16 protein-coding genes are annotated in these 22,975 nt (G+C 60.0%); 12 read left to right on the plus strand and 4 right to left on the minus strand.

The genetic code is table 11. From position 1 onward, the window contains the following. Positions 1–21: 21 nt before the first annotated feature. The gene (locus tag CJF39_RS13965) at positions 22–2,058 is read left to right on the plus strand and encodes an NADPH-dependent 2,4-dienoyl-CoA reductase (RefSeq protein ID WP_094993941.1); all 2,037 of its coding nucleotides are present in this window, start codon (positions 22–24) and stop codon (positions 2,056–2,058) included. A 108-nt stretch (positions 2,059–2,166) separates the two neighbouring features. Next, positions 2,167–3,093, plus strand: coding sequence for a 1-aminocyclopropane-1-carboxylate deaminase/D-cysteine desulfhydrase (locus tag CJF39_RS13970; protein WP_094993942.1), 927 nt, complete (start codon positions 2,167–2,169; stop codon positions 3,091–3,093). Here the strand turns inward: CJF39_RS13970 and CJF39_RS13975 are convergent. Together CJF39_RS13975 and CJF39_RS13980 are read right to left on the minus strand one after the other, a co-directional pair. Further along, positions 3,090–3,638 (minus strand): cytochrome b, encoded by a 549-nt coding sequence (locus CJF39_RS13975; protein ID WP_094993943.1) that lies wholly within the window; start codon positions 3,636–3,638, stop codon positions 3,090–3,092. The genes CJF39_RS13970 and CJF39_RS13975 overlap by 4 nt on opposite strands. 93 nt (positions 3,639–3,731) lie before the next feature. After that, positions 3,732–4,688 (minus strand): DUF1853 family protein, encoded by a 957-nt coding sequence (locus CJF39_RS13980; RefSeq protein WP_094993944.1) that lies wholly within the window; start codon positions 4,686–4,688, stop codon positions 3,732–3,734. Between the two features lie 104 nt (positions 4,689–4,792). Between CJF39_RS13980 and CJF39_RS13985 the strand changes: the two genes are divergently transcribed. From CJF39_RS13985 to pepN, 6 genes are all read left to right on the plus strand, one after another. Further along, positions 4,793–5,683 (plus strand): NAD(+) kinase, encoded by an 891-nt coding sequence (locus CJF39_RS13985; RefSeq protein WP_048364997.1) that lies wholly within the window; start codon positions 4,793–4,795, stop codon positions 5,681–5,683. Further along, positions 5,683–6,654 (plus strand): metallophosphoesterase, encoded by a 972-nt coding sequence (locus CJF39_RS13990; protein WP_094993945.1) that lies wholly within the window; start codon positions 5,683–5,685, stop codon positions 6,652–6,654. Before CJF39_RS13985 ends, CJF39_RS13990 begins: the two co-directional genes overlap by 1 nt. Continuing rightward, complete coding sequence (locus tag CJF39_RS13995) at positions 6,651–7,523, plus strand: rhomboid family intramembrane serine protease (RefSeq protein WP_094993946.1); 873 nt, start codon at positions 6,651–6,653, stop codon at positions 7,521–7,523. Before CJF39_RS13990 ends, CJF39_RS13995 begins: the two co-directional genes overlap by 4 nt. A 75-nt stretch (positions 7,524–7,598) precedes the next feature. Further along, the gene (locus CJF39_RS14000; RefSeq protein ID WP_047276494.1) at positions 7,599–7,859 is read left to right on the plus strand and encodes a YeaC family protein; all 261 of its coding nucleotides are present in this window, start codon (positions 7,599–7,601) and stop codon (positions 7,857–7,859) included. Next, on the plus strand, positions 7,856–8,686 hold the full coding sequence (locus tag CJF39_RS14005; protein WP_094993947.1) for a DUF2797 domain-containing protein: 831 nt from the start codon (positions 7,856–7,858) through the stop codon (positions 8,684–8,686). Before CJF39_RS14000 ends, CJF39_RS14005 begins: the two co-directional genes overlap by 4 nt. 12 nt (positions 8,687–8,698) lie before the next feature. Continuing rightward, a complete protein-coding gene (pepN, locus tag CJF39_RS14010; protein WP_094993948.1) occupies positions 8,699–11,356 on the plus strand; it encodes an aminopeptidase N in 2,658 nt (885 codons plus the stop codon). Positions 11,357–11,422: 66 nt separating this feature from the next. Here pepN and CJF39_RS14015 read toward each other — a convergent pair whose 3' ends face one another. Both CJF39_RS14015 and CJF39_RS14020 read right to left on the minus strand, forming a co-directional pair. Continuing rightward, positions 11,423–12,139 carry a FadR/GntR family transcriptional regulator gene (locus tag CJF39_RS14015; RefSeq protein WP_094993949.1) on the minus strand — a complete coding sequence of 239 codons (717 nt, stop codon included), beginning with the start codon at positions 12,137–12,139 and terminating at the stop codon, positions 11,423–11,425. 124 nt (positions 12,140–12,263) lie between these two features. Beyond that, positions 12,264–14,000, minus strand: coding sequence for an IlvD/Edd family dehydratase (locus CJF39_RS14020; protein WP_094993950.1), 1,737 nt, complete (start codon positions 13,998–14,000; stop codon positions 12,264–12,266). Between the two features lie 188 nt (positions 14,001–14,188). Between CJF39_RS14020 and CJF39_RS14025 the strand changes: the two genes are divergently transcribed. From CJF39_RS14025 to CJF39_RS14040, 4 genes are all read left to right on the plus strand, one after another. Then, the gene (locus CJF39_RS14025; RefSeq protein ID WP_094993951.1) at positions 14,189–15,511 is read left to right on the plus strand and encodes an MFS transporter; all 1,323 of its coding nucleotides are present in this window, start codon (positions 14,189–14,191) and stop codon (positions 15,509–15,511) included. 21 nt (positions 15,512–15,532) lie between these two features. After that, on the plus strand, positions 15,533–16,525 hold the full coding sequence (gene araD1, locus CJF39_RS14030) for an AraD1 family protein (protein WP_094993952.1): 993 nt from the start codon (positions 15,533–15,535) through the stop codon (positions 16,523–16,525). Between the two features lie 13 nt (positions 16,526–16,538). Then, positions 16,539–18,119, plus strand: coding sequence for an aldehyde dehydrogenase (NADP(+)) (locus tag CJF39_RS14035; protein ID WP_094993953.1), 1,581 nt, complete (start codon positions 16,539–16,541; stop codon positions 18,117–18,119). Positions 18,120–18,242: 123 nt separating this feature from the next. Next, a complete protein-coding gene (locus CJF39_RS14040) occupies positions 18,243–22,961 on the plus strand; it encodes a dermonecrotic toxin domain-containing protein (protein ID WP_094993954.1) in 4,719 nt (1,572 codons plus the stop codon). Positions 22,962–22,975: the final 14 nt, after the last annotated feature.

The raw sequence follows: 22,975 nt of genomic DNA on the forward strand, positions 1-22,975 counted from the left end.
AGCCTGTTGTGGAGCAACCTGATGACTGCCACTCACTACCCGCATTTAATGGCCCCGCTGGATCTGGGTTTCACCACGTTGCGCAATCGCAGCCTGATGGGCTCGATGCACACCGGCCTTGAAGAAAAGCCCGGCGGCTTTGAACGCATGGCCGCTTACTTTGCTGAACGCGCCAAGGGCGGCGTCGGCCTGATGGTCACGGGCGGTATCGCCCCCAACGATGAGGGCGGTGTGTACAGCGGGGCGGCCAAGCTCAGTACCCCGGAAGAAGCCGAGAAGCATGTGGTCGTGACCCGGGCGGTACACGATGCCGGGGGCAAGATCTGCTTGCAGATCCTCCACGCCGGGCGTTATGCCTACAGCCCGCGTCAGGTTGCGCCGAGCGCGATTCAGGCGCCAATCAATCCGTTCAAACCCAAGGAACTGGATGAAGCCGGCATCGAGAAGCAGATCAGTGATTTCGTAACCTGTGCCCGTCTGGCCCAGAGCGCCGGTTACGACGGCGTTGAAATCATGGGGTCTGAAGGTTATTTCATTAACCAGTTCCTTGCGGCCCACACCAACCATCGCACCGACCGTTGGGGCGGTAGCTACGAAAACCGTATGCGCCTGCCGGTTGAAATCGTGCGCCGGGTGCGCGAAGCGGTCGGGCCACATTTCATCATCATTTATCGCCTGTCGATGCTGGACCTGGTAGAAGGTGGCAGCGTCTGGGACGAAATCGTGCAACTGGCGCAGGCGGTCGAACAGGCCGGTGCCACACTGATCAACACCGGCATCGGCTGGCACGAGGCGCGCATCCCGACCATCGCCACCAAAGTGCCACGTGGCGCGTTCAGCAAAGTCACGGCCAAATTGCGCGGTTCGGTCAAGGTGCCGCTCATCACCACCAACCGCATCAACACCCCCGAAATTGCCGAACAGATTCTGGCCGAGGGCGACGCCGACATGGTGTCCATGGCGCGTCCGTTTTTGGCCGACCCTGAGTTCGTCAACAAAGCCGCAGCCGGGCGTAGTGACGAAATCAATACCTGCATCGGTTGCAACCAGGCGTGTCTGGACCACACCTTTAGCGGCAAGCTCACCAGTTGCCTGGTCAATCCGCGCGCCTGTCACGAAACCGAACTCAACTACCTGCCTGCCATCCATGTGAAAAAAATCGCTGTAGTCGGTGCCGGTCCGGCCGGGCTGTCGGCGGCTACAGTGGCGGCCGGGCGCGGGCATCAGGTGACGCTGTTCGATTCGGCCAGCGAGATCGGCGGCCAGTTCAACGTGGCCAAGCGCGTGCCGGGCAAGGAAGAGTTCGTCGAGACCCTGCGGTACTTCAAGCGTTTATTGCAAACCACCGGGGTCGAGGTGTGCCTCAACACCCGTGTGGATGTTGAGCAGTTGGTGGCGGGCGGGTTTGACGAAATTATTCTGGCCACCGGTATCGCGCCGCGCACCCCTGACATTCCGGGTGTGGATCACCCCAACGTCCTGAGTTACCTGGACGTGATCCTCGAACGCAAACCGGTTGGCGCAAAAGTGGCAGTTATCGGCGCGGGCGGGATTGGTTTTGACGTGTCGGAGTTTCTGGTGCATCAGGGCGTGTCCACCAGCCAGGACCGGGATGCATTCTGGCGGGAGTGGGGCATCGATACACGCCTGGAAGCCCGCGGCGGCGTGGCCGGGATCACACCTCAGGTTCACGCGCCTGCGCGACAGGTGTTTTTGTTACAACGCAAGAAAACCAAGGTGGGCGACGGGCTGGGCAAGACCACGGGCTGGATCCACCGCACGGGCCTCAAAAACAAGCATGTGCAGATGCTCAACAGCGTTGAGTACCTGAGCATTGACGATGACGGGCTGCATATCCGCATAGGCGACGGTGAGCCTCAATTGCTCGCGGTGGACAACATCGTGATCTGCGCCGGTCAAGACCCGCTGCGTGACTTGCAAGCAGGTTTGGAAGCCGCCGGGCAGCGCGTGCATCTGATTGGCGGCGCGGATGTGGCGGCCGAACTGGATGCCAAGCGCGCGATCAATCAGGGATCGCGACTGGCGGCCGAGTTGTAGGCGCGCCCTGTGTAGCCGCTACGCGATGCCTGGGCTGACACAAGCAGCGGTAGCGGCTATAGAAAAACGTATGGTTTAAACTCCGTTCATTTTTGAGCGGAGTGTGCCATGAGCGTGCCTTTGATTGATTGGGAGCCCCGCGCACCCCTGCAACGTTTGCACCTCGACTGGCTGGTTAGCGCCGGGGTTGAGGTTGCAGTCCTGCGGCTGGACCTGATCGACCCGCTGATCACTGGCAACAAATGGTTCAAGCTCAATCACCCGCTGCACGCGGCCCATGCTACGGGTGCTCACGGGCTAATTAGCCTGGGCGGCGCACACTCCAACCATCTGCACGCGTTGGCGGCAGCGGGTAAACGCTTTGGTTTTACCACGGTAGGCCTGCTGCGCGGGCACCCTCAAGAAACCCCCACCACTCGAGACCTGCAAGCCTTCGGCATGCACCTGCATTGGCTGGGGTTCGCCGGTTATCGCGCCCGGCATGCGCCTGATTTCTGGCAACCCTGGCAAGCGCTGTACCCGCATTTGCACACCGTGCCCGAGGGCGGCGCAAGTTTGGCGGGCGCGCAGGGGTGCTCACCGTTGGTCAAACAGGTGCGTGAACAACTGGCCGGGCTGGGCTGGGCAGATTACGACGCGTGGTGGCTGGCCGCTGGCACGGGCACGACGCTGGCCGGTGTGGTGCTGGCCGAAGCAGGGCGGCGCAGGGTCTACGGTGCAATGGCGGTCCCCGAGGACCATGGCGTCGCGCGCAATGTGGCATCCATCCTGCAATCGGCGGGCAGGGTGGCTGGCGATTATCAGTTGATCGATGCCAGTCGCGGCGGTTTTGCACGGGTCGATGAGACCTTGCTGGATTTCATTGGGGTCAGCGAGTTGGCGTGTGGCGTGCCCTTGGAGCCGGTGTACACCGGCAAAGCCTTACTGGCACTCAAGGAGGCGATTGAATCGGGACGCGTGGAACGAGGTCAGCGAGTGGTGTTTGTGCACACCGGCGGCTTGCAGGGCCGCCGGGGTTTGGAACAACGTGCTTAGCCGCGTTTAGGCAGCATGCGCAGCAACGTGTTGTCCTTGATCACGTAGTGGTGAAACAGCCCGGCCACTGCATGCAAACCAATCAGCCAGTACCCGATGCTGCCCCCCAGTTCGTGCCAGCCTTTGATCTGTTTGGCCATGTCCACGTCCTTGAGGGTCAGGGGCGGCAGGTCGATGCCATAAAAGAAGACCGGCTTGTCGCTGTAGCTCAGGACCAGATAGCCCATCACCGGCATGGCAATCATGAACACATACAGCGCCCAGTGCATAAGGGTCGCCAACGCCGTTTGCCAAGCGGGCGGGGTGGGGGTGATTTTCGGCGCCACGCCAAGCGTGCGGGCCAGTAAACGCAGCCAGACCAAAGCGAATACGGTTAAACCCAGCATGAAGTGGGCATCTTTCATCAAGGTGCGGCCGTCACTGTCTTTGGGGAAAATCCCGCGAAACTCAATGGCGGCGTAAATCAGTACAAACAACAGCACCATGACCCAATGCAGGGCAATGGACATGCGACTGTAGCTGTCGTTGGAGCTTTTCCAGGACATGGTGTTTCCTCACGGTTGGGTATCCAGCCTCCGTTCTTGTATGACGGAGTACCTTTACAGTAATACGTTTGGGCAACTTTGCGCTGAGGTGCATCAGTTTTCAGGGTTACCCGGCACGCGGGGCCACTGATCCGAGACTAAAAACAGGCGTTCGGCTTCTTCCCAGTCCCCTCCGTGCGTTTGCGTCAGTCGTACCAGCAACTGGGCAGGGGCCTGCGGGTGCAGCGCAGCCAGCCAGTCCTGCAATTGCGTGTCACGCCAAATCGCGTCGGGGCCGTAGTGCGCAGGGGCCAGCCAGGCATGCCGCGGCAAGGGCTGCCAGCACCCGGCGGGGCGTTGACGGACAAACGCTGACCAATCGCGTTGATGCAGCCAGCGGCCGCGTAAGTGCAGCGGATGCGCGCCGGCCGGGGGCTGCGCTTCGCCGGGCCACGGATACAGCAGGTAGCCGCCCAGCCACAGGTGCGCACTGAAATGCTGGATGTCCAGACCCGCCAGAATGTCGCGGCATTCAGGGCGGCTGGACATCGGTAACTGATGCTGGCTGAAATGCGTGAGTTTGCGGTCCAGCCGATCATTACTGCCCGGCCCCAGCCAGTGCGCCGGGTCGTGCCCGTCGCCGTGTTGCGGGCCGAGGTACAGCTTGATCGCCAGCTCCAGATGGTGCACGCCGTCGCGATCACGCAGCAGCATGTCCAGCTCGCCCAGGGTATGACCGCCCACGCGAATGGGCAGGTTGGCGGCCACCAGCTCGACACCGGGGGCGTGGGTTATGGCGAACTGCCACAGCCGCTCGTAGTAACGACCCAGCCTGCGGGTGGTGGCCTGCGCAAGCCACTGCTGCAACGGCTCGCTGTGCCGGTCAAGGTCGCGTAGCCAGCCCTCCAGCCGGTGCGGGGCCTGCACCCAGTCGCTACCGGTCAACGGATGCCGTTGAGGCCAGGGCGTTTCGCTGAGCATGGGCGGGGCCAGCATCACCCACGCCAAATCACGCACCTCGGGGTGACGTAACTGTCGGGGCAGGTTGAGCAAGTCGGGGAAGAGGGTCATTCTGCGAGCATAGCCTTTTGCTCACGGGCTGAAAGGGTTTTGTCTATCGTGTCCTTTCGCCCATAATCGCTGTTTTCGCCCGTCACGTACCTCGCAGGAGCCTCATGGAGCAATTTCGTAATATCGGCATCATTGGTCGTTTGGGCAGTTCTCAAGTGCTCGACACGGTTCGCCGACTGAAAAAATTCCTGCTCGAGCGGCACATGCACGTGATCCTCGAAGACACCATCGCCGAAGTCTTGCCCGGCCATGGCCTGCAAACCTCGTCGCGCAAAATGCTCGGTGAAGTGTGCGACATGGTGATCGTGGTGGGCGGCGACGGCAGTTTGCTCGGCGCGGCCCGTGCGCTGGCGCGGCACAATGTCCCGGTGCTGGGCATCAACCGGGGCAGCCTTGGCTTTTTGACCGATATCCGTCCCGATGAGCTGGAAGTCAAAGTCGCTGAAGTGCTTGATGGCCACTATCTGGTTGAAAACCGGTTTCTGCTGCAAGCCGAAGTGCGCCGTCACGGCGAAGCCATTGGCCAGGGCGACGCCCTCAATGACGTGGTGCTGCACCCCGGCAAATCCACGCGCATGATTGAATTTGAATTGCACATCGATGGGCAGTTCGTGTGCAGCCAGAAGGCCGACGGCCTGATTGTGGCCACGCCGACCGGATCCACCGCCTACGCCATGTCGGCTGGCGGCCCGATCATGCACCCCAAACTGGATGCCATCGTCATCGTACCCATGTACCCGCACACCCTGAGCAGCCGCCCGATTGTGGTGGACGGCAACAGCGAACTGAAAATCGTCGTGGCCAAGGACATGCAGATCTACCCGCAAGTGTCCTGCGACGGTCAGAACCATTTCACCTGCGCGCCGGGCGATACCATCACCGTGAGCAAAAAAGCGCAGAAGCTGCGCCTGATTCATCCCTTGGACCACAACTACTATGAAGTGTGTCGAACCAAGCTTGGCTGGGGCAGCCGACTGGGCGGCAGGAGCGACTGATGCTCGATCCGGCGCGCAGTTACGATCTGATCGGTGACGTGCATGGCTGTGCTCATACCCTTGAGCATCTGTTGGAGCGTCTGGGCTATCGCAAATTTGCCGGTGTCTGGCGGCATCCGCAACGCATGGCGGTGTTCCTCGGCGACATCATTGACCGTGGCCCGCGCATCCGCGAATCGCTGCACATCGTGTACGACATGGTTCAAGCCGGTCAGGCGCTGTGCCTGATGGGCAACCATGAATTCAACGCGCTGGGCTGGTGCACACCGGCGCCTGCGGGCAGTGGCAAGCAGTTTGTGCGCGAGCACAACCCGCGTCACACCCGACTGATCCACGAAACCCTGGAGCAATTCGCGCAGTACCCCGGCGAGTGGCGCGAGTTTGTGCAGTGGTTTTACGACATGCCACTGTTTGTCGACGCCGGTCGGTTCCGCGTGGTGCATGCCTGCTGGGACGCCGACGTGATTGCGACCCTGCGTGCACAATTTCCCGATGGCTGCATCGATGAACATTTCCTGCAAGCGGCGGCCGAGCCCGATAGCTTTGCCAGCATGAGCTTTAACCGCCTGTTGCGCGGCACGGACATGCGCCTGCCCGACGGTATGACCTTGACGGGTGGGGATGGCCTGACGCGTTCGTTCTTCCGCACCAAATTCTGGGAAGACGACCCCAAAACCTACGGCGACATTGTGTTCCAGCCGGACGCCTTGCCGGAGCGGGTGGCCCGCAAGCCGCTATCGCCTTCCGAAAAAAGCGCCTTGCTGCGTTATGGCATTGAAGAACCGATGTTGTTCGTCGGTCACTACTGGCGCAGCGGCAAACCCGCGCCGATCCGGCCTAACCTGGCCTGCCTGGATTACAGCGCCGTGCTATACGGCAAGTTGGTGGCCTACCGCCTGGATCAGGAAAAACACCTCGATCCGCACAAATTTGTATGGGTTGAGGTTGAACGCCCGGAGGCTATTCAATGAGTGCTGTAGAGGTTTTACGATTGCCCCTGTCCATTGACCTGAGCGGCTTTGTCAGCCTGCTCAAGCGCATGCAAGTACCGCATCGGGTCAGTGAGGAGGCGGGTGAGCAAGTGATATGGGCGCCCGAAAGCATCGCTGAGGATGTGCGCAGCCTGTATGCACGTTTTCCTGAGGGTGATCCCGAGGGCCAATTGCCCATCGTTGAGCGCCCGCCCGCCATGGCGCGTCCGGGCCTTATCCAGCAGTTGCGTGGCAGCCCGGCCACCGCGACCATCCTGTTGCTGTGCGTGATGGTGGCAGTGGTGACGCAACTGGGTGAAAACCTGCCGCTCCTCAGCGGTCTGACGTTTCTTGATTTCAGCATCCGGGGCCAATACATCCAGTTCACACCTTTGTCGGATAGCCTGGCGGCGGGCCAGTGGTGGAGATTGTTCACCCCGATGCTGATCCACTTCGGTTTCCTGCACATTGCCATGAACGGCATGTGGTACTGGGAACTGGGCCGACGCGTTGAACTGCGTCAGGGCAGCATTAACCTGATCGGGCTGAGCTTGCTGTTCAGCCTGGTGTCCAACTTCGCCCAATATTTGTTTGGCGGCCCAAGCCTGTTCGGCGGAATGTCCGGCGTCCTGTACGGCTTGTTGGGGCATGTGTGGATTTACCAGCTCATGGCGCCGAACCCGCTGTATCGCCTGCCTCGCGGTGTGCTGGTGATGATGCTGGTCTGGCTTGCCGTGTGCATGTCCGGCCTGGTATCGCTGATCGGTTTCGGCCAGATCGCCAATGCCGCACACGTCGGCGGGCTGTTGATCGGCTGCCTCACCGGCTTGCTCGGCGGGCTGTGGGCGCGCCGCAAGCAGGCTAAATGAAACACCTGTGGTCGCGGCCTCGCGCTGGCAGTGGCCACAAACACCTCATCTGATTTTCACGAGTGGAAAAGAACCATGTCCTCTTTCAACGAAATGATCCAAAACATCACCCCCGAGATCTATCAGAGCCTGAAACTGGCCGTGGAAATCGGCAAATGGGCAGACGGCAACAAACTGACTGCCGAACAGCGAGAGTTGTCGTTGCAGGCCATGATCGCCTGGGAAGTGCAAAACCTGCCCGAAGAAGAACGTACCGGTTACATGGGCCCGCAAGAGTGCAGCTCCAAATCCATTTCGGTGCCTAACATCCTGTTCAAATCGGATGCTATCCATTGATTGAGATTGGTCGCGGTGCAATCAGTAAGATGTCGGCCAGCCTTGAGGCGCCGACCGTTCAATACGCATTTCGTTTGGGTGATACCGAGGTGCCGGTCAATCCGTTGATCGGCAGCAAGTTGCGCCTGGAGTTTCTGGGCACTATCAACTGCACCCACTGCGGGCGCACTACCAAGAAAAGCTTCAGCCAGGGGTATTGCTACCCGTGCATGACCAAACTGGCGCAGTGCGACGTGTGCATCATGAGCCCGGAGCGTTGCCACTATGACGCGGGCACCTGCCGTGATCCTTCGTGGGGCGAACAGTTTTGCATGACCGATCACGTGGTGTATCTGGCCAACTCGTCCGGGGTCAAGGTCGGCATCACCCGCGCCACGCAGTTGCCCACCCGCTGGCTCGATCAGGGCGCCAGTCAGGCCTTGCCGATTGTACGGGTCGCTACGCGTCAGCAATCGGGGTTTGTCGAAGACCTGTTCCGCTCCCAAGTAGCCGACCGGACTAACTGGCGTGCACTGCTCAAGGGCGATGCGGCCCCGGTGGACCTGGTTGCAGTGCGAGCGCAACTGTTTGAGAGCTGCGCCCAGGGCCTGCAACAACTGCAGGAGCGTTTTGGTCTGCAAGCGGTCCAACCCTTGCATAGCGTCGAGCCTGTCGAGATTCGTTACCCGGTGGAGCAGTACCCGAGCAAGATCGTCAGTTTCAATCTGGACAAAGACCCGATCGCCGAAGGCACGCTGATGGGGATCAAGGGTCAATACCTGATCTTCGACACCGGCGTTATCAACATTCGCAAATACACGGCTTACCAGCTCGCCGTGCATCAGTAAAAGGACTCCAGCATGCACACCGAACAACCGAAAATGATCTACCTCAAGGACTATCAGGCGCCCGAGTATCTGATCGACGAAACGCACCTGACCTTTGAATTGTTCGAGGACCACTCGTTGGTTCATGCGCAGCTGAGGATGCGCCGCAACCCGGACCGTGGCGCTGGCCTGCCACCCCTGGTGCTCGATGGGCAGCAGTTGGAGCTGCTGTCGATCACACTCGATGACGTGGAACTCAGCGCAGAGGATTATCAGCTCACCGATAGCCAGTTGACCCTGCACCCGCAGCGCGAGCAGTTTGTACTGGACACCAGTGTCAAGATCCACCCTGAGACCAATACCGCATTGGAAGGCCTGTATAAGTCCGGCAGCATGTTTTGCACCCAGTGCGAGGCTGAAGGCTTCCGCAAAATCACCTATTACCTTGACCGCCCGGATGTGATGAGTGTCTTCACCACCACGGTGATCGCAGATCAGCACAAGTACCCGGTTCTGCTCTCCAACGGCAACCCGGAGGGCAGCGGCCCCGATGGCGACGCTCGGCACTGGGCCACGTGGCATGACCCGTTCAAAAAGCCAGCCTACCTGTTTGCCCTGGTGGCCGGTGATCTGTGGTGTGTCGAAGACACCTTCACCACCCAGAGCAACCGCAACGTAGCACTGCGTATTTATGTCGAGCCGGAAAACATCGACAAATGCCAGCACGCGATGAACAGCCTGAAAAAATCCATGCGCTGGGACGAAGAAACCTACGGCCGCGAATACGATCTGGACATCTTCATGATCGTGGCCGTCAATGACTTCAACATGGGCGCCATGGAAAACAAGGGCCTTAACATTTTCAACTCAAGCGCGGTGCTGGCCCGTGCCGAAACCGCCACCGACGCTGCGCACCAGCGGGTCGAAGCGATTGTGGCCCACGAATACTTCCACAACTGGTCGGGTAACCGTGTGACCTGCCGCGACTGGTTCCAGTTGTCGCTCAAGGAAGGTTTCACCGTGTTCCGCGACGCAGGCTTCTCGGCGGACATGAACTCGGCCACGGTTAAACGCATTCAGGACGTGGCGTACCTGCGTACCCACCAGTTTGCAGAAGACGCAGGCCCCATGGCCCATGCCGTGCGTCCTGACAGCTTTATCGAAATTTCCAACTTCTACACCCTGACCGTGTATGAAAAAGGATCAGAAGTAGTCGGCATGCTTCACACCTTGCTGGGGGCTGACGGTTTTCGCAAAGGCAGTGACCTGTATTTCGAGCGTCACGACGGCCAGGCCGTGACCTGCGACGACTTTATCAAAGCCATGGAAGACGCCAATGGCGTGGACCTGACCCAGTTCAAACGCTGGTACAGCCAGGCCGGTACGCCGCGTCTGAATGTCAGTGAACACTACGATGCCGCTCACCAGACCTACAGCCTGACCTTCGCCCAAAGCTGCCCGGCCACCCCCGGTCAGACTGAAAAACTGCCTTTTGTGATTCCGGTGGCGCTGGGGCTGCTAAACGCTCAGGGCGAGGAACTCCCGTTGCAATTGCAGGGCGAATCCTCGGCGGTGGCGACCCATCGCGTGGTGTCGGTGACCGAAGCCCAACAGACGTTCACCTTCACCGGCATCACCCGGCAGCCGCTGCCGTCCTTGCTGCGCGGCTTCTCGGCGCCGGTCAAATTGCACTTCCCGTACAGCCGTGACCAACTGATGTTCCTGATGCAACACGACACCGACGGTTTCAACCGTTGGGAAGCCGGCCAGCAGTTGGCGGTGCAGGTGTTGCAAGACTTGATTGGCCAGTATCAGCGCGGTGAAGCACTGGTCATGGACCCGCGACTGGTCGAGGCCTTGCGCAGCGTGTTGGTCAATGGGCAACTGGATCAGGCGATGGTGGCTGAGATGCTGTCCTTGCCGGGCGAGGCGTACCTGGCCGAAATCAGCGAGATCGCTGATGTCGACGCCATTCACGCCGCCCGCGAGTTTGCCCGCCAGCACCTGGCCGAAAGCCTCCATGACGCCCTGTGGGCGCGTTATCAGGCCAACCGTGAGGTGTCCAAAGCCACGCCGTACGTCGCGCAAGCCGAACACTTTGCCCGCCGCGCACTGCAAAACATTGCCCTGTCGTACCTGATGCTCAGCGGCAAGCCTGAAGTGCTGGCGGCGGCTCTGGAACAGTTCGAACACAGCGACAACATGACGGAACGCCTCACGGCGCTGGCGGTGTTGGTCAACTCGCCGTTCGAGGACGAGAAGGCCAAGGCCCTGGCCAGCTTCGCCGAGCACTTCAAGGACAATCCGCTGGTCATGGATCAATGGTTCAGCGTGCAGGCCGGCAGCACCTTGCCCGGCGGCTTGCAGCGCGTGCAGGCATTGATGCAGCACCCGGCGTTCAACCTCAAGAACCCGAACAAAGTGCGAGCGTTAATCGGGGCTTTTGCGGGGCAGAACCTGATCAACTTCCATGCTCAGGACGGTTCCGGCTATCGCTTCTTGGCGGATCTGGTGATCCAGCTCAATGCCTTCAACCCGCAGATCGCCTCGCGGCAGTTGGCGCCACTGACCCGCTGGCGCAAATACGACAGTGCACGTCAGGCCCTGATGAAGGCCGAACTGGAGCGCATCCGCAACGCGGGTGATTTGTCCAGTGACGTGTTTGAGGTGGTGAGTAAAAGTCTGGCGTAACGGCGCCGGGTGACGCTTCGCTCCGGTGGGTTGACTGACCGGGGCGAAGCTGGCGTGATCGGCCGGCTAGTGGTTCTGCCCCAGGACGGTATCCAGTGCAGTGCGCGCATCATCGAGCTGCACCAGGGTGGCATGGCGTGCGCCGAGCGCGTCGTGGTTTTCGATGGCGGTCAAAATCGCCTTGTGCCGGGGCAGCGCCAACTCATGCAGGTTGGGTCGGCGGTTCGAATGCTTCAGTGCCTCGCGCAATGCCAATGACAGCATGTTGCACAAATTGGCCAACAGGTCGTTGTGGGTGGCATCGGCGATGCGGCTGTGAAAGTCCAGGTCGGGTTGCAGCAGGGCTTCAGGGGTGGGGGCCTTTTCCATGCGTTCATAGGCTTCGCGGATCGACGCCACGTCCTCTGCAGTCGCGTGCTGGGCGGCGAGGGCGGCGACGGCGGGTTCTATGATGCTGCGCACGCTGGTCAGCAAGGCAAAGAATTCGTTTTGCGGCGAGCACTGCATCAGCCAGTGCAGCACGTCCGGGTCGAGCATGTGCCATTCGCGGCGCGGCTTGACCACGGTGCCGACCCGAGGCTTGGAATACACCAGGCCCTTGGCCAGCAACACCCGGGTTGCTTCGCGCAACACCGGGCGGCTGACGGCGTATTCCTCGCACAGCAAGGCTTCGGCCGGCAATTTCTCATCCGGTTTAAAACGCCCGGAAACAATCTGCATGCCGAGTTCTTGAACGATGCGCGCGTGCATGCTTTTGCGCTCGGAAGGCTGACGGTAATCCATTGGGGGCGAGTCGATCCTGTGGGTGGAAGGCGCCGATCATAGCAGGCGAGGGCTCAAGGCTTATATACCTTGAGCCGACGCTCATGGCGCAACGCAGCGCTGCGCCATGACCGGTGACTGTCGGTCAATGGGAATGACGCGGCACTTCAGAACCGCGGCACCCCACCAGGAAGTCAAAGTCGCAGCCCTGATCGGCCTGCATCACGTGATCGATGTACAACTGACGATAGCCACCAATCAGCAGGTTTTTCGGGGGTTCAATATCCGCCAATCGACCCGCCAGCTCGGCGTCGCTGATGTCCAGATGCAACCGCCCGCTGGCGCAGTCCAGTTCAATCCAGTCACCTTCCTGTACGGCGGCCAAGGGCCCGCCCGCTGCGGCTTCCGGCGCCACATGCAGCACCACGGTGCCATACGCCGTGCCGCTCATGCGTGCATCGGAGATGCGTACCATGTCTGTCACACCCTGAGCCAGCAACTTGGCGGGCAATCCCATATTGCCGACCTCCGCCATGCCCGGGTAACCCTTGGGGCCACAGTTCTTCATGACCAGAATCGAATCGGCAGTGACGTTCAGGTCGGGATCATTGATGCGTGCTTTGTACATGTCGAAGTTTTCAAACACGACCGCCTGACCGCGATGCTTCATCAGCGCGGGGGTGGCGGCCGAAGGTTTGAGCACAGCGCCCAGAGGGGCTAGATTGCCGCGCAGTACACAAATGCCGCCATCGGCCACCAGCGGGTTTTCGATGGCGCGGATGACTTCGTCGTCGCCATAAATCGGTGAGTTTTTAACGTTGTCCCACACGCTCTGGCCGTTGACGGTCAGGGCGTTAGGGTGCGGGATCAGGTTGTGTTCACCCAGGCGCCGCAGAACCGCAGGCAGCCCCCCCGCGTAGTAAAACTCTTCCATCAAAAAACGCCCGGACGGTTGCAGATCCACCAGCGTCGGCGTACCGCGTCCGATGCGGGTCCAGTCGTCCAGCTCCAGATCGACACCGATGCGCCCGGCAATGGCTTTAAGGTGGATCACAGCATTGGTCGAGCCGCCAATCGCAGCATTGACGCGGATCGCATTTTCGAACGCTTCTTTGGTCAGCACCTTGGACAGGCGCAGGTCCTCACGCACCATCTGCACCGCGCGCATGCCTGACATGTGGGCCAGTACATAACGGCGCGAATCCACCGCCGGGATCGCTGCGTTGTGCGGCAGTGAGGTACCCAGCGCTTCAGCCATACAGGCCATGGTCGAAGCCGTGCCCATGGTGTTGCATGTACCGGCCGAGCGCGACATGCCGGCCTCTGCCGAAAGAAATTCGTCGAGGCTGATGTTGCCGGCTTTATAGGACTCGTGCATTTGCCAAACGATGGTGCCTGCGCCGATGTCCTTGCCTTTATGTTTGCCGTTGAGCATCGGACCGCCCGTGACCACGATGGCCGGCACGTCGCAGCTGGCGGCGCCCATCAGCAGGGCGGGGGTGGTTTTGTCGCAGCCTGTGAGCAACACCACGCCATCAATCGGGTTGCCGCGAATGGCTTCTTCGACGTCCATGCTCGCCAGGTTACGGGTCAGCATGGCCGTTGGGCGCAAGTTGGATTCGCCGTTGGAGAACACCGGAAACTCGACCGGGAATCCGCCGGCTTCGATAACGCCGCGTTTTACGTGTTCGGCAATCGTGCGGAAGTGAGCGTTGCAGGGGGTCAATTCCGACCAGGTGTTGCAAATGCCGATGATCGGCTTGCCTTGAAACTGATGATCGGCAATGCCCTGATTTTTCATCCAGCTGCGGTACATGAAGCCGTTCTTATCGGCGCTGCCAAACCATTGGGCGGAACGCAGTGGCGGGGTTTTATCAGACATGGCGGCTCTCTTATTGTATGACTAATTGATTTTTATGGAGCTAAAGTAGCTGCAAAAAAGCCACTTTGGAAGAGTTGTTGCGTAAATAGTATTACTATATAGTCGATTCGACTGAGAGCTGATCCTGGTGTGTTTTCACCTGAGGCCACTCCAGAGGTGCCATAACAAAAACAATGGGAGACCGTCTCATGAGCCAGGAACTCCGGCTTATTCGTCGCATCACGCTCAAACTGATTCCCTTTCTGGTCTTGCTGTACCTGATTGCTTACGTGGATCGCTCGGCAGTCGGCTTCGCCAAACTGCACATGGGTGCTGACGTCGGCATTGGTGACGCCGCCTATGGACTGGGCGCAGGCTTGTTCTTCATCGGTTACTTCCTTATGGAAATCCCCAGCAACCTGATGCTTGAGCGTTTCGGCGCCCGGCGCTGGTTCGCGCGGATCATGATCACCTGGGGCGCCATCACCATCGGTATGGCCTTTGTGCAAGGGCCCCATAGCTTTTATGTCATGCGTTTTCTGCTGGGGGTGGCCGAGGCCGGTTTCTTCCCGGGGGTGCTGTACTACATCACCCAATGGTTCCCGGTGCGTCACCGCGGCAAGATTCTGGGGTTGTTCATCCTCTCGCAACCCATCGCCATGATGATCACCGGGCCTATCTCCGGTGGTTTGCTGGGCATGGACGGCGTGCTCGGCCTGCATGGCTGGCAGTGGCTGTTTATCGTGATCGGCACCCCGGCGATTTTGCTGACCTGGCCGGTGCTGCGTTACCTGCCTGACGGCCCGCAACAGGTCAAATGGATGGATCAGCGAGAAAAGGACTGGTTACTGGGTGAGCTGGAAAGCGACCTGCAAGCCTACGGGCAAACCCGTCATGGCAACCCGCTGCATGCGTTGAAAGACAAGCGCGTGTTGCTGCTGGCACTCTTCTACCTGCCGGTGACCCTGAGTATTTACGGGCTCGGGCTGTGGCTGCCGACATTGATCAAACAGTTTGGCGGCAGTGACCTGACCACCGGTTTTGTGTCGTCGGTGCCTTATGTGTTCGGCATCATCGGCTTGCTGTTCATCCCGCGCAGCTCGGACCGCCTGAACGATCGTTATGGCCACCTTGGCGTGCTGTATGTGCTCGGCGCCATCGGGCTGTTTTTCAGCGCCTGGCTGACCGTGCCCGTGCTGCAACTGGCAGCCCTGTGCCTGGTGGCTTTTGCGCTGTTCTCCTGTACCGCGATTTTCTGGACCTTGCCCGGGCGTTTCTTTGCGGGCGCCAGTGCGGCTGCCGGGATTGCCCTGATCAATTCAGTGGGCAACCTGGGCGGTTACATCGGCCCGTTCGTGATTGGCGCCCTCAAGGAATACACCGGGCACCTGGCCTCCGGCCTGTATTTCCTGTCGGGCGTCATGGTGTTCGGCCTGTGCCTGACTGTTGTGGTGTACCGCCAGCTGGAGCGCAAGCACGTGCTCAAACCCAACGAATTCGCGGCCAGCGCCCAGCCTGCTACCCATCCCTGAACTGCCCGAGTGAGGCTCATCATGCGTTTAGTACAGTTTGAATTGAACAATGGCCAGCGCCGTGTAGGCGTCGTGCAAGACGGCCTGATTCGGGAAGTCGTTGATTGCACCAGCGTGCGTGAGGTGGCATTGGCTGCCATTGAAGCCGGTGTGTCGCTGGCGCAGCAGATTGAGGCACTGGGGCTGGGCATTACCCACGACTATCAGGCGCTACTGGACGAGTGCCGGATTTTGCCGCCACTGGATCACCCGGACCCGGCCCATATGTTGATCAGCGGCACGGGGCTTACCCATCTGGGCAGTGCGGCGGCGCGGGACAAAATGCACCAGCAGACCCACGACGAGACGGCGCTCACTGACACCATGCGCATTTTCAAATGGGGCGTGGAGGGGGGGAAACCGGACGCAGGTGAGGCAGGTGTGCAACCCGAATGGTTTTACAAGGGCGACGGCAGCATTGTTGTGCGGCCCGGTGAAGCGTTTCCATTGCCGCCGTTTGCCGAAGACGCGGGTGAGGAGCCTGAAATCGGTGGGCTGTACGTCATCGGCCATGACCGCAAGCCGTATCGACTGGGCTTCGCCGTCGGTAACGAGTTTTCCGACCACGTCATGGAGCGCAAAAACTACCTGTACCTGGCCCACTCCAAACTGCGCAGTTGCTCGTTTGGCCCGGAGCTGCGGGTCGGCGACTTGCCGCCGCATTTGTCGGGCAGCAGTCGCATTCTGCGTGATGGCCAAGTGCTGTGGGAGAACGAATTCCTGAGCGGTGAAGCCAACATGTGCCACAGCCTGGAAAACCTCGAATACCACCACTTTAAGTACACCCAGTTTTTGCGGCCGGGCGACGTGCACGTGCATTTTTTCGGCACCGCGACGCTGTCGTTTGCCGATGGTGTGCGCACCCGTCCGGGTGATCGCTTTGAAATCACGCAGTCGGCCTTCGGCGCACCGTTGATCAACGGCATTGCACCGGTCGACGCGGTGTTCGAACCCGGCGCTGTCGGTACACTTTGAAAGGAGAGCAGGTATGACTCAGATTCTCGGCCACAACTACATTGGCGGCCAACGCAGTGCGCAAGGCAGCGTCATTGTTAAAAGTGTGGACGCCAACACCGGCGAAGCACTGGCCTACGACTTCTATCAGGCCACGTTGCCAGAGGTTGACCGCGCGGCCCGTGCAGCGGCCGCCGCTTACCCGGCTTATAAAAGCGTGAGCGCCGAGCATCGGGCAACGTTTCTGGACGCCATTGCCGATGAGCTGGATGCATTGGGCGATGAGTTTGTCGCCCTGGTATGCCGTGAAACCGCACTCCCGGCCGCCCGTATTGCAGGCGAGCGTGGCCGCACCAGCGGGCAAATGCGTCTGTTTGCCAAGGTACTGCGCCGGGGCGATTTTTATGGCGCGCGCATCGATCAGGCGTTGCCGCAGCGCAGCCCGTTGCCCCGTCCGGACTTACGCCAGTACCGCATCGGTCTGGGGCCGGTCGCCGTGTTTGGCGCCAGTAATTTCCCGCTGGCATTTTCTACGGCGGGCGGGGATACCGCTTCTGCGCTGGCCGCTGGCTGTCCTGTGGTGTTCAAGGCGCACAGCGGTCATATGGCCACCGCTGAACAGGTGGCCGATGCCATCCTGCGTGCGGCTGAGCGCACCGGTATGCCCCAGGGCGTGTTCAATATGATTTATGGCGCCGGGGTCGGGGAGGCGCTGGTCAAGCACCCGTCGATTCAGGCGGTAGGCTTCACCGGATCGCTCAAGGGCGGGCGCGCGTTGTGTGACATGGCCGCTGCACGGCCCCAGCCGATTCCGGTCTTTGCTGAAATGTCGAGTATCAACCCGGTCATCATTCTGCCGCAGGCGCTGGCGGCGCGCAGTGCCACCGTGGCCCGCGAACTGGCGGCCTCTGTCGTACAAGGCTGCGGTCAGTTTTGTACCAACCCCGGGTTGGTGATTGGCCTGCGCTCGAGCGCCTTCACGGCTTTCATCGAACAACTGGCCGGGCAAATCAACGAACAGCCTGCGCAGACCATGCTCAACGCCGGAACGCTGGCCAGCTACGCCAAAGGCGTCAGCCAACTGGAGCGCCACCCGCGCATCCAACACATCGCTGGCCTGGAACAGCACGGTGCGCAGGCCAGGCCGCAGGTGTTCAAGGCCGATGTGCGTCTGCTGCTTGAAGGCGATCCGGTGTTACAGGAGGAAGTGTTCGGGCCGACCACGGTGGTTATCGAGGTCGAGCATGCCGAGCAACTGAACGCTGCGATCAACAGCTTGCACGGTCAACTCACCGCCACCCTGATTGGCGAGCCTGAAGACCTGCAACAGTTCTCGGGGTTAACACCTTTGCTGGAGCAAAAAGTCGGGCGCATCTTGATTAACGGTTATCCGACGGGGGTTGAAGTGTGTGATGCCATGGTGCACGGCGGCCCTTATCCGGCAACGTCCGATGCCCGGGGCACCTCGGTCGGGACCCTGGCGATCGACCGTTTTCTGCGCCCGGTGTGTTTCCAGAACTACCCGGACAGCCTGCTGCCCGATCCGTTGAAAAACGCCAACCCGCTGGGGATTCAGCGCCTGGTGGATGGCCAGAGCACGCGCAACAGCCTGTAAGCGCATCGGGGGTTGGCCTGTGGTCAGCCCCCGTCATAGCCCGCTACCACTCACGGCGTGGTAAATCCTTTAACTCTTCCTGTCAGGCAGGGGCTCATCCCTGCGCCTTGATAAGGAAGTAGCATGTCTGATTCCGCCCCCTCAGCCTTACCGATGTATGCCACTTACGTGATCCAGCGTGCGGTGGCTGCACAGTTTGCAACCCGTCCCACAGTGCGCACCGTGGTCACGCACTTACTGACAGAGCAGTTGAAACAATCCTTCAGGCAACACGCCTTCGATCTCTCTAAAACCTACCTTGTGTTGACGGTCGACGCCGAAGGTAAAGCCCTGTCCGCTCAGCGCTACCGTTTGTTGATAGAGGTGTTGCTGGAGCATATCGCCCGCAGAGAACCGCTCAACTACCGGTACTACACCGCCCAAGACTGTTTCGTCGCCATGAGCGATACGGCACCGCCCGCTGGCGGATTCACCTCGATCGAACCGATGCGTCAGATCGAGCCGGTTCTGCTCGATGTCATGCGTCTCTGGCAGGATGCTCTGCAAGAGGCGCACGTTGCGTATTGGAATCAACCTGCCGACACCGGCACCAGCCGCATGCTCTGGCTGGGGCAGATGATTCAGGATCAACTGCTGGCGGGCATTGAACGTGCGGCCGACCTCACGCAACACCAACGCAACACTTTGCGACAGGTTGTGCGCTACCCCCACCGCAATGAACGCCTCAGGCAACGCACGCCAGAGGCGAAGCTATTTGACGCGAGCGTGAAGGTGTACAGCGTGGCAGGCCGTTTTGTCGCCGGGCGTACGTTCAATGTGGTGACGCCGCAGATCCTGATCGAATGCGTCGAAGGCAAGCAGGCCCGCTGGTTCTACTGCACGCCGGGCGGCACCATTGAGTGTTTTACGCAGCTGCACCGTTTTACCCGTACCTGGAGCATGGCGTTCGGCTCCCTCTATCACCTTGAGCGGGTCACGTGTGTGTTGTACGAACCGGCAGGCAATTTTCTGGATACCCAGGCGATGTGTGTGCTGGAACGTCAACTGGACGCCATCCGGCACCTGGATCAGCCGATGTCCATTTCGGTTCTGGAGCAGCGCTTGCACGAAATCACGGACACCGCTGCGGTGTTTGAGGTACGTGAAAACGCTACGCCGCTGAACCTGGCGCCGGTCTATTCAGCGCTTCCACTGTGGTTGCGCGAAGCGTCGGCAGCGGACCGTTTTGAATATCGCTCGCAGTTGGTGGCGCTGGCCAGTGCCTACACGCGGTCGATGGGCAAACGCTTTAACGATGACATTCCTGACCTGCACGCCTACACCGCCCAGGCGTTGCGCCAGCAGATGTTGCTCGACCAGCCACAGGCGCCGGGGTACGACCCTGATGACATAGTGCTGACCTTTGTCGACCCGGTCGGCCCGGGCGGCGAGGGCACCATCGGTACATTGAACAGCTTTACCCTGACCCTGACCGAACTGGCCATTGAGAATTTGAGTGCCGCCCGAGGTAGTCGCATGACCATTCATCATGCCAAGGGACAATTGATCCAGGCGTGGTGGATGACGCCGGACTACATCAGAGGCTTGATCCAGCGTGTGGATATCGGCCAACGCTACCCGCAATGGATCAATGAGTGCCTGACGGCCCATCCGGACGAGGCCCTGCGTCGCGAAAAACTGTTCACCGAAGAACTGCGAGCGCAGCTCCCGCTGCAGGCGCTGGAATGCAAGATCCGCCACACGGGTTACTTCACCGAGCGTGGATTTCAACTGGTCAAGGCCTTGATGCACCTCGACCCGCACATGCGCAAAGTGGGCGAGCAGCCCGTGTGCATCAGGCCGCTGATGCTGCTCTCGGCGCCCACCGTTGCCCCCCATACCGTGCGCAGCATGTTTATCATCGGCCCGGCCGATGTAAACGCCGGGTGTCATGTGCTGTATCGCCCGTTACACCAAGAGCCCTTGGTGGAGTACCCCTCATGGCGAACCCTGTTCGCTGCGATTGCACGCCCCGGGGAGCTTCAGCGAAGCGTCTTGCAATGGCTGCCAGCCCAAGCGCGTCCGCTGTATGAAGCGGGCGGTTTTTATCGTCTCCATCTGCCGTCGTATAACGTCCACGACGACCACTCGTTCCCCGTGATCCCTGGCGCCGCCCGATTGGGAGAGTTCGCCCTGGGTCAGCACTTCATGCACGACCTGTACCTGGAAATGGCGCGAACATTGAGCGAGCTGGCAGACCGACAAACCGTCTCCAATGCCGAACAACGCTGGCAATCGTTGATCACCGGTGGCTGGCTTTTGTTCAGTGCGGTTGTGCCTAACGTGCCGTTGGCCTGGCCGCTGCGCGTGATTGCGGGCGTCAGCCTGACCTACCTGGCCGTGCAAAATGACATAGAGGCCTTGCGCGCGCCTGATGAGCAGGGCAAAGCGCAGGCCCTGATTGATCTGTTATTTAATTGTGCATTGGTCTTGCTGCATGTTCGCCCCGTGACCGGCCAACCTGGCGGGCTGCGGCAAACGCCGGATGCAGTGCTTCTGCCTGCCAGGCTGAGGGCGCGCGCCGCACAGCCCCGACCTGCGGTTGCCGCCGCAATTGAACTGGCGCAAGCGCATGACGTGGATATCCCGGTGGGCAATCAACAAACCGAACTGGATTTTTCGTGGTTTACCAGCCCGCAGGTCAAATACACAAAGTGGCAATTGACTTGGTTTGACCGCCATCACATCGAAGGCTTCCAAAGCGACGAGCCCGCCATTGACCGTGGTCCGTACCGTGGTTTGCGTGTGTTGAAGCACCGTTTATATGCCGAGGTCGATAACTGGGTGTATCGGGTGCAACTGGAGGGCGAGGATGTCTATCTGGTCAGTCCTGACGACCCGCAGAATCGGGGGCCTCGTATTGTGAGCAATGACCGGGGCGTCTGGACTTACGACCTAAACCTGCGGCTGCGCGGCGGCGCACCGAAAACACGCTTGCAGGTCAAGAAAGAACAGCGCATCAGGCGCCTGACTGAACTGCGCGAACAATTGGTGCAGTACAACGCGCGTGCCAAAGTGCTGGAAGCTGAGATGACGGCAGCGCAAACACTCAGTGACAAGCTCAATAAGCTCGAACTTGAGTCAACGCCTTTGCCCAAACGGCGCGCTGCACTGGAAAACTTCATTGCCATCATGGAGCGTCAAAAGCCTGAATACGAAGCGGCATTGGAGCTGTTTCGGGAAAAGCAGGAAGTGCTGTCCGAAGAAAAAGATCCCACCAATTTGGTGGGCTTTTACAAGTACCTGATTCGCCTGACCAGCACCCTGTTTGATAGTTACCTGTGGCTGACGGGTATTTACAAGTTGCAGCACCCCGAGGTGTTCAGCACCGAAGGCCGGTTTGTAAGCACCGAGTTGCTGCGTGCCGCGGCCTACCGGGCAGACTGCCGCGCGATCGTGGAGGCTTTTGACAAAGCGGCCGCCTATTATCGCGAACTGGACGATTACATCTGCAAGCTGCGGGCGGTACCAAAGTTGGGGCATGCCACGGCCATCGAGGCGCAGAAGCACTACGTCGCGTTTGTGCAGGCGGACACGGATTACTTTCGCTCCGCTGTGGTATGCCGTGCCTATCAATTACTCGTGCTACCCGACTTGATCATCGATGCCCCCGGCAGCGCGGCTTGGGTTAGCGTGCGAAGCCTGTTGACGGATTTGTTTTACACGGCACAAAGTCAATACGCGCTGGAAGACCGCGCGTTGTTTACCCTGGCCGAGCGCATTGAAATCCTCACTGACATCCGTGAGCGTTATGCCCGTGCAGACGATGCACTGGGGATCTTTCGAGAAGAGGTGGGGCAACACCTGGACACGCAGGCGTTTGAAAAGGTGCTCTCGGCACTGGCCGAGCTGGACCAAGACGCGGAGGCGATGTTGCAAGAGCAGGCCAGGGAGCAATCACAATGGTTGCCCGCGCAGTCATTGCCCGTGCGAACACCTACGTACACGCGCAAGATCGTGCGCACGCGCAAAAAAGGCATATTGGTCGGCACGGCCCGAAAAGACGTGAATCTGGGGGATACCGATGTGGTGGATGTGGGCGATGTGTCAGGCGCCAGTGCACGCAGTACCAGCCCTTCACCCCATTTGACAGTGGCCTTCAAACGCACCGCGCCTGATGAATGGGTTGAAATCGAATCGCCCGTGATCACCGTCGAACGGCCGTTGTCGGTCTTGAAAACCGAAGCCAATGCGCTGATTGAGGGCGTGAGTGGGCAGATCCGCAGGGTCAAAGGGTACGCCAGGCGTTCAAAATTCCCGGTGGAGCTGGAAGAAATACTGGAGCGGTATGCGCTGAAGCTTGACCAATTGGTGCTTGAAATAAAAAAAGCTGCCCCCGATCAGTCTGCCGTTGAGCATCCCAAACCCGGCACGCCGGGCATGTACATCAAACGTCTGCAAAGCAGTGCCGCCCAGTTGCGGGCCCAAGGGATTGAGTTGCTGTTGTCAGTGCCGCCCACCAGTGCCACGGTCGAGTTTCTGCTGCAAAAGCGCCAGGTCAATCTGCTCAAACTCGGCCCACGGGTGCCGATGCGTGGTGAACGTCAGGATTTTGTTCAGGAATACGCGATCAACAATCAGGCAGGCGTAACCCTCTGGTATGCGCACTTGCATTACAAAGCGCTCAATAGCGCAGCGCAGAGCGTCGAAGCCGCTCACTTCAAACTGGCGGCCCAGCGTTATGCCAGTCAGCCGGCAGAAGATGCCAAAGCCAAGCTCGGGCGAACCCCGGTTCAGGTGTACTACGCACCTATCAGTCAAAAGATGCTGACTGAACGTTTTCTGTCGCTTGACGCCCAGTGAGAGAGCTAAAGACG

This window comes from Pseudomonas lundensis, assembly GCF_002269125.1.
GTDB lineage: Bacteria > Pseudomonadota > Gammaproteobacteria > Pseudomonadales > Pseudomonadaceae > Aquipseudomonas > Aquipseudomonas lundensis_A.